This window comes from Nocardia sp. CA-084685 (assembly GCF_050955785.1).
Taxonomy (GTDB): domain Bacteria; phylum Actinomycetota; class Actinomycetes; order Mycobacteriales; family Mycobacteriaceae; genus Nocardia.
Window position 1 is genome coordinate 2,083,692 of record NZ_CP192094.1, and the last position, 13,069, is coordinate 2,096,760.

14 protein-coding genes are annotated in these 13,069 nt (G+C 63.6%); 11 read left to right on the forward strand and 3 right to left on the reverse strand.

Annotated elements, in window-relative coordinates; translation table 11 throughout:
* Positions 1–7 precede the first annotated feature (7 nt).
* Together ACQP2U_RS09190 and ACQP2U_RS09195 are read right to left on the reverse strand one after the other, a co-directional pair.
* Entirely contained in the window at positions 8–205 is a 198-nt protein-coding gene (locus ACQP2U_RS09190; RefSeq protein ID WP_433714272.1) for a hypothetical protein, read from the reverse strand.
* 1 nt (position 206) lies between these two features.
* Positions 207–527, reverse strand: coding sequence for a hypothetical protein (locus tag ACQP2U_RS09195; RefSeq protein ID WP_433714273.1), 321 nt, complete (start codon positions 525–527; stop codon positions 207–209).
* Between the two features lie 353 nt (positions 528–880).
* Between ACQP2U_RS09195 and ACQP2U_RS09200 the strand changes: the two genes are divergently transcribed.
* Positions 881–1,708 carry a hypothetical protein gene (locus tag ACQP2U_RS09200; protein WP_433714274.1) on the forward strand — a complete coding sequence of 276 codons (828 nt, stop codon included), beginning with the start codon at positions 881–883 and terminating at the stop codon, positions 1,706–1,708.
* 19 nt (positions 1,709–1,727) lie between these two features.
* Positions 1,728–2,288, forward strand: coding sequence for a class IV adenylate cyclase (gene cyaB, locus ACQP2U_RS09205; RefSeq protein WP_433714275.1), 561 nt, complete (start codon positions 1,728–1,730; stop codon positions 2,286–2,288).
* A gap of 133 nt (positions 2,289–2,421) precedes the next feature.
* Here cyaB and ACQP2U_RS09210 read toward each other — a convergent pair whose 3' ends face one another.
* A complete protein-coding gene (locus tag ACQP2U_RS09210; protein ID WP_433714276.1) occupies positions 2,422–3,492 on the reverse strand; it encodes a M48 family metallopeptidase in 1,071 nt (356 codons plus the stop codon).
* A gap of 106 nt (positions 3,493–3,598) precedes the next feature.
* Between ACQP2U_RS09210 and ACQP2U_RS09215 the strand changes: the two genes are divergently transcribed.
* The 9 genes from ACQP2U_RS09215 to ACQP2U_RS09255 all read left to right on the forward strand — a co-directional run bounded on the left by ACQP2U_RS09215 (position 3,599) and on the right by ACQP2U_RS09255 (position 13,048).
* A complete protein-coding gene (locus ACQP2U_RS09215; RefSeq protein WP_373864843.1) occupies positions 3,599–3,688 on the forward strand; it encodes an Ms4533A family Cys-rich leader peptide in 90 nt (29 codons plus the stop codon).
* A gap of 163 nt (positions 3,689–3,851) precedes the next feature.
* Positions 3,852–4,910 (forward strand): sulfate ABC transporter substrate-binding protein, encoded by a 1,059-nt coding sequence (locus ACQP2U_RS09220; protein WP_433714277.1) that lies wholly within the window; start codon positions 3,852–3,854, stop codon positions 4,908–4,910.
* A 205-nt stretch (positions 4,911–5,115) separates the two neighbouring features.
* Positions 5,116–5,916, forward strand: coding sequence for a sulfate ABC transporter permease subunit CysT (gene cysT / locus ACQP2U_RS09225; protein ID WP_397033419.1), 801 nt, complete (start codon positions 5,116–5,118; stop codon positions 5,914–5,916).
* The gene (cysW, locus tag ACQP2U_RS09230; RefSeq protein ID WP_397033296.1) at positions 5,913–6,719 is read left to right on the forward strand and encodes a sulfate ABC transporter permease subunit CysW; all 807 of its coding nucleotides are present in this window, start codon (positions 5,913–5,915) and stop codon (positions 6,717–6,719) included. Before cysT ends, cysW begins: the two co-directional genes overlap by 4 nt.
* Complete coding sequence (locus ACQP2U_RS09235; RefSeq protein ID WP_433714278.1) at positions 6,716–7,711, forward strand: sulfate/molybdate ABC transporter ATP-binding protein; 996 nt, start codon at positions 6,716–6,718, stop codon at positions 7,709–7,711. The genes cysW and ACQP2U_RS09235 overlap by 4 nt, the downstream gene beginning before the upstream one ends.
* A gap of 282 nt (positions 7,712–7,993) precedes the next feature.
* Positions 7,994–8,704, forward strand: coding sequence for a hypothetical protein (locus ACQP2U_RS09240; protein WP_433714279.1), 711 nt, complete (start codon positions 7,994–7,996; stop codon positions 8,702–8,704).
* Positions 8,705–9,204: 500 nt separating this feature from the next.
* Complete coding sequence (locus ACQP2U_RS09245) at positions 9,205–10,329, forward strand: Hsp70 family protein (RefSeq protein WP_433714280.1); 1,125 nt, start codon at positions 9,205–9,207, stop codon at positions 10,327–10,329.
* Positions 10,330–10,458: 129 nt separating this feature from the next.
* The gene (locus ACQP2U_RS09250) at positions 10,459–11,463 is read left to right on the forward strand and encodes a diiron oxygenase (protein WP_397033288.1); all 1,005 of its coding nucleotides are present in this window, start codon (positions 10,459–10,461) and stop codon (positions 11,461–11,463) included.
* Position 11,464: 1 nt separating this feature from the next.
* The gene (locus ACQP2U_RS09255) at positions 11,465–13,048 is read left to right on the forward strand and encodes an FAD-dependent oxidoreductase (RefSeq protein WP_433714281.1); all 1,584 of its coding nucleotides are present in this window, start codon (positions 11,465–11,467) and stop codon (positions 13,046–13,048) included.
* The last annotated feature ends 21 nt before the right edge of the window (positions 13,049–13,069 follow it).

A 13,069-nucleotide genomic window follows, 5' to 3' on the forward strand; every position in this document is an offset into this window, starting at 1 on the left:
TGGGCGATCAAACCCTGTCAACGAATGCGTCGATCCAACCGTTCTCGTCGACCTCACCCAATGTTCCATCGGCCAAGTGGACTATCGGCTGACTATCCACGGGAGCCAGCGCAAGCTTGCGCGAGTTGTCTTCATTGAAGATCGCGAGCAGCGCTCGAACCGACGGGGTGACGTCGTCGCGCCGGGGCGGCCTGACTTCGGACATCTCACGCTTCCGACGGGGCCGAGAGATCCGACGCATTCAGCAGCGCGGCCCAGTAGTCGTCGCGAACCGCATCCCACAGATCGAGATGTCCGGGAAATGCCTCGCGTGCAGCTGCGAGATCCGGTGGTGCCTCGTTGTCGAATAGCACCGTGCCGGGCGCAGCGGCTGGAAGCCGTTCCTTACTGGGCCACCGAGCGGCAGTGGAGGCGTCGGCACGATTCTGGATACGCAGAATTCGGGCCTCATTACCGACCAGCCGCCAGACGGCAACTTTCCGGCCATCCGGCGATTCGGTGGTTCGCACTCTATCGCGGCGCATCATTGCTCCTCGCGGGTGGTGCTCCCGGTGCCGGGGGACCCTGCACCCCGGCACCGGGAGGATTCGACGGGCCGGTTTGGTCTCTCCATACGCCGATTGCGGCGGCGAAGAGTTCGACCACATCGGCTGGCGCACCGGGGTATTTCGCGGGTGCGCCATTGAACGGAATCCTTTGTGGCAGTCGATGTTTCGGCATAATGGCGTTCATTTCTGATGTCTGTGTCACCAACACCAGTCAAGTAAGCCAAAGAGGCAGCGCGGTTTCGATCACATCGTGGTGATCTCACCAGGCAGTCTGCTAATCTCACGGTGAGATAGGCCATGCAACTTTACCGAGGCGCTGGAGGGGTGTGCCGATGCTCGGAGAGTCCTTTGCGCCAATTGTGATTCCGGCCCCTGTCTGGGAACGCCAAGACATGCTGCAAGTTTTGCGCAATCGAGATGTTGCCAGCCTTCTGCGGTTCGTTCAGCAGCACACAGGAGCCAGTCAGCAGCGGCTTGCAACCGTATTGGAGATGTCCCAAGGTCGCGTCAACGAGCTGATCAACCGGCGTCGGCGGGTGACGAGCCTCGGTTCGTTCGAGAGGCTCGCGGACGGGCTGAGGATGCCCGACAATGCGCGAATAGCATTGGGGTTGGCTCCGATCGAGTGCAACCGTGTGATGCTGACCGATCTCGCTGAGATCACTACCACCTACCCGTCGCAAGCCGATGCGGCGGAGGAAATCCGTGCGCTCGCAAAGGCGGCAGCGACCGTAGATGTCATGGCTGTTCGTGGTCTCGGGCTGCTCGGACTGAACGATTCACTGTTGCGTGAACTCATACCACCCGAGGCTCGACTACGAGTCTTGCTGTTGGACCCCGACTCGGACGCCGCAGCGTACCGAGCGAGCGAAATCGGTGAGTCGTCGGAATCGTTCGCCGCTGGCATACGGCTGTCCATCGCGCGTCTGCGGGAATTGGCGTCAGCCGGTCGAACTATCGAGCTCTACACCTATGATCAAGTTCCCGTGTGGCGGATTATCAAGCTGGACAGCATCTTCTTCGTTTCTGCCTTCACGGTTCAGCAGGAGGCTCACTCGTGTCCAACACACCGCATCGAGCCGAACGCACGCGGCGTTCTGCATCACGCTTTTGCTCGCACGCTCGAACAAGCCGCGGTTACGTCGCGCCGCATCATGTGACTTCCCGGAGGAATCATTCGTGATCGAAGCCGAATACAAAGCGCGACTGTCCGACCCGGAAGCCGTCCGAGAGCGGCTGCGCTCGTTCGGAGCTGCCGATGAAGTCCGTTATGAAGATGCGTATTTCGACACTGCCGAAAGGTCGCTGAACGAGGCCGATCGCGAGCTTCGCCTTCGCACGATCACAGCAGTCGGCGGCGGGCAGCAGCACTTGCTCACTTTCAAAGACGCGGCCGTCGAGGAGTCGACGAGGTCGAAGCCGGAGTATGAGACTCACGTGAGTGACCGGAAGGCCATGGCGGACATCGTGGCTCGGCTCGGGTACAGGCCGTTCATAGCATTCACCAAGCAGTGCGAGAACTTCCGATTCAAATCCGCTGGCCGAGACATTGTTGCGACTGTGGTGACAGTCCCGGAGGTCGACGGTACTTTCCTGGAGCTCGAGACTCAGGTCGAGGATGATGACGTCTTGGATGCACTGCGGGATCTGAGGTCCGTTCTAGCGGAATTGGGCGTCTCACCTGACGAATTGACCACCGAGCTGTATACGGACGTGGTTGCGAAGAGCCGGGGGCTGTAGGCGACGACTTGCCGACCGCCGCACGTCCTCCAGACAGGTGCGAGGAAGTGATTTGCGACTTTCGAAAGACGCGCGGTTAAGTACTGTTTGCGCATAGTCGGCGCACGGCCGCTGTCGTTCGATCGGCGGGTTGTTACTCGTCGGGTTTCCGATCGGTCCCAGTGCGCCAGTCGTTGAACCGCTTGCCGATCTTGGAGACGGTCTCGCCGACCTCCTGACCGACCGTGCTCACCGCCGATCCGACATCGTGCCCGAGATTCCGCACGGTGCGGATCAGCGGATCTTCCGACTGGTCGAAGTTCTGCCGGTAGGTGCGCGCGGCTCCCTTGATCTCCTCGCTGATCTTGGTGTTTTTATCGTGTTCGCGGCGTGGGTAATCCCCGCCGAGCATGCGGTTGTATTCACCGGATTGGATCCAGCGGCGCAGTTCCGCGGCCCGCAGCACCGAGAACGGATGACTCTGCAGTTCGAGATTGAGCAGCTTCAGCACGCCGTCGCGCAGATCGCCGGAGCGCTCGTAGTCGTCGGCCTGCTGCAGGAATGCGCCGTGGTTCATCTCCTTGATCCAGGTGCCGCCCGCGGTCTTCATATGCACCCGCACCGATGCCTCGACATCCTGCCCGCACAGCAGCCCGGCCCGGTCGCCGGACAGTTCGGACTTGCGGCTCCACTCCATCAGCGCGGCCACGATCGCGCGCAATGCCCAGCCGCCCACCGGCATCCAGCCCAGATTGGCCGAAATGCGCAGCAGATGCATGAGCATGGTGCGGTACACCGCATGTCCGGATAGCGCGTGCCCAATTTCGTGACCGACGACGAAGCGCAGCTCCTCGGTATCCATCAGATCGATCAGTCCGGTCGTCAGCACGATGAACGGCTGGTCCATGCCGATGGTGAAGGCGTTCACCTGCGGACTCTGCAACACGAACATCTCGGGGGTGATACGCGCGTCCAGGATTTCCATACAGTCCTGACGCAACTGGTGCAGCGAACGGAACTGCCGCTCGTCCACCCGAACCGCGGTCGCCAGATACAGCAATCGGTGCTGGCGTTCCTGCAGCAATCCGGACAAGGTTCGCAAAACGGTATCGAACCCGGCGAGTGAGCGCAGCGTCACCAGCGCGGTGCGATCGGCGGGATGTTCCCACGCGCGAGTGCTGATATCAGGGAATTTCGTGCGCACGCGGTCCGGGCTGGTAGTCATGGGATGAAACCCCCCTCTTCCAGGAACTTTGTCGGTGTTTGCCGCCTGCAAGCGGATAGCTGGCATTGATTCGAGCCGGTGATACTTCCTCTGCTACAGTCTGCCCGTGTCTTCGATTGCCGTCCCGCAGGTCCGCCATGAATTGGCGTTGATCGCTGTCGGCAATCTCGCGGTCGCGGACATTCTCTGTCGCTGATCGGCGCCGGGCGCTGCTGCGCACCCATCTTTCTCTAGACTGGCGCGCAAACTTTTCGCAGCAGTGTCCGTATCCCCGACCTCCGGTCGACAAGTCGCGCCGCAGTTCTACCGCCGCGACAACTAGTCCATGTCGCGGCGGAGCACAAGGAAAGGTTCCACCCATGTCACCCAGATCCTTGCTCCTCGGATCGTCCCGATCGCACCGTCGCCCGGTGATCGCCGCGCTGACGGCCGTGGCAGCCGTCGTGCTCAGCGCGTGCGGTGGTGGAGCGAGCGACACGGTGGGCGGTGGTGGGGCCGACGGTAGTGGCGGCACCCTGAACCTGTACGCCTACGCCGTCCCGAAGCCCGGTTTCGACAAGGTCGTGCCCGCGTTCAACAACACCGACAAGGGTAAGGGCGTCACGATCAACGGCTCCTACGGAGCGTCGGGCGATCAATCCCGCAAGGTCAAGGACGGCGCCGAGGCCGATATCGTCAACTTCTCGGTCGAGCCCGATATCACCCGCCTGGTCGACGCCGGCCTGGTCGATCCGAGCTGGAATGCCGACGCCACCAAGGGAATTCCGTTCGGCTCGGTCGTCGCGATCGTGGTGCGCAAGGGCAATCCGAAGAACATCAAGGATTGGGACGATCTGCTCAAGCCGGGCGTCCAGGTCGTGACCCCGAACCCGTTCAGTTCGGGCTCGGCCAAGTGGAATCTGCTCGCGCCGTACGCGGCCAAGAGCGAGGGCGGGAAGAACCCGCAGGCGGGTCTGGATTACCTGAGCCAGCTCATCTCCAAGGAGCATGTGCAGGTGCAGCCGAAGTCGGGTCGCGAAGCCACCGAGACCTTCCTACAGGGCACCGGTGACGTACTGCTGAGCTACGAGAACGAGGCGATCTTCTCCGAGCGCAACGGCGACCCCATCGAGCACTTCGTGCCGCCGACCACGTTCAAGATCGAGAACCCGGTCGCGGTACTGAAGAACAGCAAGCATCTGGACACCGCGAACGCCTTCCGCGACTTCCTGTTCACTGCCGACGGCCAAAAGGCTTGGGCCTCGGCCGGATTCCGGCCGGTCGATCCGAAGGTGGCCGCCGACTACGCCAAGGACTTCCCGACTCCGCAGAAGCTGTGGACCATCGCCGATCTCGGTGGCTGGAAGACCGTGGACAAGGAACTGTTCACCCCCAACACCGGCTCGGTCGCGGTCATCTACGACAAGGCCACCAAGTAATCGGTGAGGAAACACCCCGCGGTGTGTGCGACGGGCCCGGAGGGGGCAGCTCGCGTAACCACGAAAGGCCCCGCGCACGCCGCAAATCGAAGCAGGATACTGGACGATCGTGACTGACAGCAGCAGCGCCGGGATCGGGCATGCGCCCGCTCCGGGCGGCTCCGAAGACGCCACATCAAAAGCGACAAGCCGGGACTGGTCGTGGCTGCGGGTAACCGGTTCGGTGGGTCCGCTCGGCATCGCCACCGCGGTGTTATGGCTCAGCATCATCGTGCTGCTACCGCTGGCGGCACTAACGGTCACCTCATTCGATGATGGCTGGTCCGGGTTCTGGGATGCCATCACCGCACCCGCGGCCATCGACTCGCTGCGCATCACGGTGCTCGTCTCCGTCGTGGTGGCGATCATCAATGTGGTGATGGGCACGCTGATCGCATGGGTGCTGGTCCGCGACCAGTTCCCGGGCAAGAGCATCGTCAACGCGCTCATCGACCTACCGTTCGCGCTACCGACGATCGTCGCGAGCATCGTGCTGCTGTCGCTCTACGGTCCACAGAGTCCGATCGATATCCACCTCAATGCCACCCAGCCCGGTCTCGTGGTGGCGCTGGCATTCGTCACGCTGCCGTTCGTGGTGCGCTCGGTGCAGCCGGTGCTCATCGAGGCCGACCGGGAGGTCGAGCAGGCCGCGCTGTCCCTCGGCGCGGACAACTGGACCACCTTCCGCCGCATCGTTTTGCCGACGCTGGCCCCCGCCATCATCAGCGGCGGCGGCTTGGCCTTCGCCCGCGCTATCGGCGAATACGGTTCGGTGGTGCTGATCGGTGGGGCCATCCCACGCAAGACCGAGATGGCCTCGCAGTACATCCAGAAGCAGATCGAGATCGACCGGCCGGTGAACGCGGCGGCCGTCTCGGTCGCACTGCTGGTGATCTCGTTCGCGACCCTGCTTGTGCTGCGGCTGTGGGCCGAGCGTACGGCCCGCAAAGAGCAGGAGGCGGTATGAGACTGTCCTGGCCCACCCGCATTTCGCTGCGCGTAGTCGCACTCGGCTATCTGTTCATCCTGCTGGTGGTGCCGCTGATCATCATTCTGTGGCGCACCTTCGAGAAGGGGATCGGCGCGTTCATCGACTCGATCTCCACGCCCGCGGCGATCTCGGCATTCCAGCTGTCGGTGCTCATCGTGGCGATCGTGGTCCCGCTGAATGTCATCTTCGGCATTGTCACCGCGATAGCCCTGGTGCGCGGCAAGTTCCCGGGTCGCACGCTGGTGCAGGGCATCGTGGATCTGCCCTTCGCGGTCTCGCCGGTCGTGGTCGGTGTCGCGCTGATCCTGCTCTGGGGTGCGGATGGCTGGTTCGGCGGACTCGAAGACATCGGCTTCAAGGTGATCTTCAATCTGCCCGGCATGGTGATCGCGACGATCTTCGTCACGCTGCCGTTCGTGGTGCGCGAGGTCGAGCCGGTCCTGCACGAGATCGGCGACGATCAGGAGCAGGCCGCGGCGACCCTCGGTGCGTCTCGCTGGCAGACGTTCTGGCGGATCACCCTGCCCGCGATCCGCTGGGGTCTCACCTACGGTGTCGTGTTGACCGTCGCGCGTGCGCTCGGCGAATTCGGCGCGGTGATCATGGTGTCCTCCGCGCTACCGGGTAAGTCGCAGACGCTGACCCTGCTCGTCCACGGTCGATACATCAACGACCACAACACCTTCGGCGCCTACTCCGCCGCGACACTGCTGATGGGCCTTGCCCTCGTAGTCCTTCTGTTGATGACCCTCCTCGAACGTAAGCGGGGCACCAAGTGATTACCGTGACCAATGCGAAGAAGAACTATGGTTCCTTCGCCGCCCTGAACGATGTCAGCATCGAGATCCCATCGGGGGAGCTGACCGCGCTGCTCGGCCCTTCGGGTTCGGGCAAGTCGACCCTGCTGCGCTCGATCGCGGGCCTGGAGTCGCTGGACGCGGGCATCGTCACCATCGCGGGCAACGATGTCACGCACGTGTCGCCGCAGAAGCGCGATATCGGCTTCGTATTCCAGCATTACGCCGCGTTCAAGCATATGACCGTGCGCGATAACGTCGCCTTCGGACTCAAGATCCGCAAGCGCCCCAAGGGCGAAATCGCCAAGCGCGTCGACGAATTGCTCGGCATCGTCGGCCTCGACGGCTTCCAGCACCGCTACCCGGCTCAGCTCTCCGGTGGTCAGCGTCAGCGCATGGCACTGGCACGCGCGCTCGCGGTCGACCCGCAGGTGCTGCTGCTGGACGAGCCGTTCGGCGCGCTCGATGCCAAAGTGCGCGCCGATCTGCGCACCTGGCTGCGCCGGCTGCACGAGGAGGTCCACGTGACCACCGTGCTGGTCACCCACGACCAGGAAGAGGCACTCGACGTCGCCGACCGGATCGCGGTGATGAACAAGGGCCGCATCGAACAGGTCGGCAGCCCGGAGGACGTCTACGACCGGCCCGCTAACGAATTCGTCATGTCCTTCCTCGGCGCGGTGGCCCGGCTCAACGGACACCTGGTGCGTCCGCACGATATTCGCGTCGGCCGCGATGCCAGCATGGCGCTGGCCAAGAACGAGGGCACCGCGGAATCGGCGGGCGTCACCCGTGCCACCGTGGAACGCGTTGTGCACCTGGGTTTCGAGGTGCGCGTCGAGTTGCGCAATGCGGCGACCGGCGATCTGTTCGCCGCCCAGGTGACCCGCGGTGACGCCGAGGCATTGCAGCTCAGTGACGGGGAAACCGTCTACGCGCGTGCCACCCGTATTCCGGAACTGCCTGCGGGATAAGGGCACTGTTCGGTTCGCCGCGCCTTGCGCGGTGACGCTCGGGTCCGCCGCTCACGCCGCGAATTCGACTCGCTTTATGGCTGCGGATTCCGTATACATGAAATCCGTGGCCATTATTGGCGTGTCGAAACCGAACTCCGGTTTCCATGTCTCATATTGTGCTGAATGCGAAACACACGCTAGTGGGTTCCGGTGAGTAATCGGAACGTAATTCGATGTGAGCATTCGCAATGGTCGTCGAACGCGGCCCGTATGCGGGCGGCGGGAAGTTGATCGATCACCATGTCAATTCGAAGACAGATGGTTCTCGCGCTGGCCGCCGCCGGCGCGGCGGTGATAATCCAATCCGTTCCGGCAATCGCCGCACCACCACCCGGAACGCCGGTCGTGCGCGCACCGGATGGCCTGGTTATCACCGAGATTCCCGCGGACTCGCCCGAAGTGGCCACGATCGATCCGGAATCGGTGGGGAAGCCGATCCCGAACTCATATTTCGGTCTGACTTCGGCGCAGTTGATACCGCACGGAATCGCGGGTGAGCAACGGCATTTCACGCCGAATCCGGAGCAATGGGATAACGCGCGAACGATTGTCGAAGTGGTCCTGCGTCGCGATATGCCCGCCTATGCGGCGGTGGTCGCGCTGGCCACCGCACTGCAGGAATCGTTGCTGCGCAATCTGACCGAGGCGGTCGATCACGACTCGCTCGGGATGTTCCAGCAGCGGCCGTCCGCGGGCTGGGGTTCGCCCGAGCAACTCACCGATCCGCACTACGCGACCGACCGATTCCTGGACGCACTACTGGTCCACGCGCCGGACTACCAGGCGATGCCACTGTGGCAGGCGGCGCAGGCAGCGCAGCGCTCGGGCTTTCCGACGGCGTACGCGCGGTGGCAGGAGCAGGCCGCGCAGATGGTGTCGCGAGTGCTCGGGCCGCGGCAGGGACCGATGCCGCGGGCGGCGAGTGCCCAAGCGGTGCTGGGGTGTTGCTGAATAGTTGCGCACGGCCGCAATGGTTTTGATAGCCCGCACCGGAATCACTTGCGAATTCCGGTGCGGGCAATCCGAACTCGTTGCTGGAGGGATACGCCCCTCGGATCGTGGACTGGTCGGTATCGAAACGGTTGTCGATCGGTTCGGCGCGGCGAGTCCGGCAACCGCGTAAGGCGGCTGTTTTCCCATGTGAGAACGGGTATCTATCACCTGGACGGCATAGTGGCCACTAGCTGGCAAACATCAACAGGTCATCGTTGAATTCCGGCACGCCGTAGGGGATCTGGCGTCGGCGGCGACGCGTGGCGTGATGTGCCTGGTGAGGGGGTATAGGGGCATTGCTACGCAACCCATGTCGGCGGCGGCGGTATCCGGACAATCGTATGTCCGGTAGTTGGCAAGCAGGTCGCGGAGTGGTTGCGTGAATAGCGTTCGAAGCAAATCGGCTCGGCGATCAGAGGATTGCGATGGCGATTGGTCTTGGTTTGAGCATAGGCACGGTGAACACGGTTTCCGCTCTGGCGGAGGAGGGTTCGGCCAAGGCTCCACCTGGTCGCCGCTCCGCCGTCCACCGCTCGCCCGCTGTTACCCGTCGTACGACCCTCACCTTCGACAGCAACGGAATGGCAAGGGTCGGCATGATTCCGCGGCATGGACGTGCCATCACCGAATTCGCCGATCTTGGTCAACGCAACACCAAACAGGCCAGGGTCGGGCACCGCGCACTGACCGCGGCCGATCTGATCGCGGTCGTCGCGGACTGTCTGATCGCCGAGGCGCGGCGGGATCGGCAAGCGGTCGGCGCAGAGGTCGTGCTGACGCATCCGGTGGGCTATACCGAGGGCCAAGTGGGCGAGTTGCGTGCGGCGCTGGACGCGATCGGGCTGAGTCATGTCGCGCTGGTGGCCGAACCCGTCGCGGCGGCCGCCTGGCTCGAGGTCGAGCGCGGGCCGCTGATGCCGGGCCTCGCGCTGGTCTACGACCTAGGTGGAGCCAGCCTGGATATCTCCCTGGTACGAGTAGGCGCGGGCTGTCCGCCCAATCCGATTGTCGGCGAACCGATCCGGTCGTCGGAATTCGGCGGCCGAGCCTTCGGTGCGTTGCTCGCCGCACGGGCTGGGAACGGGACCATGCCCGCCTCCGTCTCCGGTGCGGTCACTGGTAGCACCGCAGATGAATTGCGGGCCAACCATATTCGGTCCTCGCTGAAGTTGGTCTATAGCTGTCTGCGGATGGCGGATGTGACCATGGCCGATGTGGACTGTGTGCTGGTGGTCGGCGGGGCGGCCCGGCCGGTCGAAGTGGCCCAGGTGTTGGCCGGTGAACTGGCGCGTCCGGTCATCACGGCCCCGGATCCGGAGCGCACGATCGCCGACGGTGCCGCCATCATGGCGCGTCACGCCGCCGCCGCGGACGAGGAGGCGGCCGGACATCACCATCGGCGCAAACCGCGCGGAGTACAGCGCGCAGCGGCGACGCGCGCCCTCATGCTTTCCCGGCGTACCAGGCGCCGCTTGACCCGGGTGGCGATCGCGGCAGGGATGTCGGCCGCTGGTGTAGCGCTCGCGCTGGCGCTGCCCGCCGACACGGTGGTCGCGGGATTGTCGCAACTCGGGTTGCGGTAGAGAGGCAGACCCGGCGGCGTACCGCAGCGCCGCCGGGGCTGCCGAATATGCGCCAGGTTGACGTGACTCCTCGTAGGTGTAACTATGGGATACAGTAAATGTGTCTTACGAGGAGAGGCAGTGACGACGATGTCTACAGCCGTGACGCCCGCAGTCGATCCCGAACTCGCGAAGGCGCAGGAGTATGCCGCCAAGCTGCTGCTGCTCTCCGAAGGTTCGGTGAACAAGCACTTCGACCCCTTCGAAGACATCGACTGGGACAATCCGGATTTCGCCGCCGATGCCGGTGCGGAGCGCTGGGTGCTGCCGGTATCGGGTGATGCGCTGGGTCGCCACCCCTGGTACCAGGCGCTGCCGCTGGAGCGGAAGATCGCGATCGGCAAGTACCGCCAAGCCAATGTCGCCAAGGTCGGTCTGCAGTTCGAATCCATCCTGATCAGCGGCATGGTGACGCACAGCTTCGGCCTGCCCAACGGTTCGCCCGAATTCCGCTACTGCTCCCACGAAATGATCGAGGAGCACAACCACACCCTGATGTTCCAGGAGATGGTGAACCGGATCGGCATCGACGTTCCCGGTATGGGCCCGCTCGTGCGCAAATTCAAGTACATCGGCGCGCCGGTGGCCGCGCTGTTCCCGAACCTGTTCTTCATGGCCGTGCTCGCGGGTGAGGAGCCGATCGACCATATTCAGAAGGCGATTCTGCGCTCGGGTGAGGACGTGCATCCGATCATGCGCGGTGTGATGGCGATTCACGTCGCCGAGGAGGCGCGCCACATTTCCTTCGCGCACGAATTCCTCCAGCGGCATGTGCCCGAGAAGAATGCGGCCAATAAGTTGGTGCTCTCGATCGTCATGCCGATCGTGATGTTCATTCTCGGCCGCTCCATCTACACTCCGCCCCGGTCGTTCTTCAAGGAGTTCGATATTCCGGACGAGGTGCGCAAGGAGCTGTTCTACGGCTCGAAGCAGGCCAAGCAGGAGTTCAGCGACTTCTTCGGCGATGTGCGCACCCTGGCCAAAGATATCGGACTGATGAATCCCATCGGCAAGGCGGTCTGGAAGCTGCTGAATATCGACGGCCACACCACCCGCTACCGTTCCGAGCCACTGCGCTCGGCCAAGGCCGGCTAACGTGCCGTACGTCGTCACGCAGTCCTGCTGCAGCGATGCGTCCTGCGTCTACGCCTGCCCGGTCAACTGCATCCATCCCACGCCCGACGAACCGGATTTTCTGACGGCGGAGATGCTGTATGTCGACCCGCAGGCGTGCGTGGACTGCGGCGCGTGCGCGAGTGCGTGCCCGGTCGATGCCATCACATCGTCGAAGAAGCTGACCGACGAGCAGAAGCCGTTCATCGAGATCAATGCCGACTTCTATCGGCAGGCGCGCCCGCGGCCGTTGCTGGCGAAGCCGGTGCCAGCGGCCGAGATCCACACCGAGCGTCAGCCGCTGCGGGTGGCCATCGTCGGATCCGGCCCCTCGGCGATGTACGCGGCCGATGAATTATTGACCCAACCCGACGTCACTGTGACGGTCTTCGACCGACTTTCGTTACCCCACGGGCTCGCCAGATACGGTGTCGCGCCGGACCATGCCAAAACCCGCCAGGTGAATAAGCTCTTCGATATCATCTCGGCGCAGACCGGTTTCGACTCGTACCTGAATGTCGAAGTAGGCAAGCATATTTCGCATGCCGAGCTGCTCATGCACTTCCATGCGGTGATCTACGCGGTCGGTGCGTCCTCGGATCGTAAGCTGGATATTCCCGGGGAGGGATTGGCGGGCAATGTATCCGCCACCGACTTCGTCGCCTGGTACAACGGGCATCCGGATCACGCCGAGCGAGCCTTCGATCTGTCGCAGCGTCGGGCCGTAATAGTCGGCAATGGCAATGTGGCGCTGGATGTGGCGCGCATTCTTGCGAGTGATCCGGAAGCGTTGGCGGGCACCGATATCGCGCCCCGTGCGCTGCAGGCGCTGCGGGAGAGCAAGATCGAGGAAGTGGTCGTGCTCGGTCGGCGCGGTCCGCTCGAATCCGCTTTCACCGTACCTGAATTCGTCGGCCTGCTCGGCGCGGATGTCGATATCGCCGTGGAAGGTGCACTACCTGCGGTGACCGAGAAACTGCCGTATCAGGTCGAGCAGAAGCTACGGCTGCTGCACAGCGTTGCCGAGCGGCCGTTCGGCGCGCGCAAGCGGATCGTCTTCCGGTATCTGTCCGCACCGACCGCGATTCTCGGCACGGACGAGGTCACCGGTATCGAGGTGAGCCGCAACGAACTCGTCACCGATTCGGATGGTCGCGTTCGTGCGGTGACGACGGGGGAGACCGAGCGGTTGGATGCCGGGTTGGTGCTCACATCGGTGGGTTATCGCGGTGTTGCTCTGCCCGGCTTGCCATTCGACGAGCAGGCCGCCGTCATCCCGAACCTGAACGGCCGGGTGCTGGAACAATCCGGTGGCGCGGTGCTGCCCGGGACGTATGTCACCGGCTGGATCAAGCGCGGTCCCACCGGTTTCATCGGCACCAACAAATCCTGTGCGCAGGAGACGGTTCGGCAGTTGGCCGATGATTTCAATGCCGGTCGGTTGCGTGAACCCACCGGTAGTGCAACAGATTTCGACCATCTGGTGCACCGTCGGCGACCCTCGGTCGTGGCTCGGCTGACCTCGGCGCGAACTGGTATCGTGCGCCGTCTGCTCGCCCGCGCCTGAGCGGCGCATGCGCGCCCATGT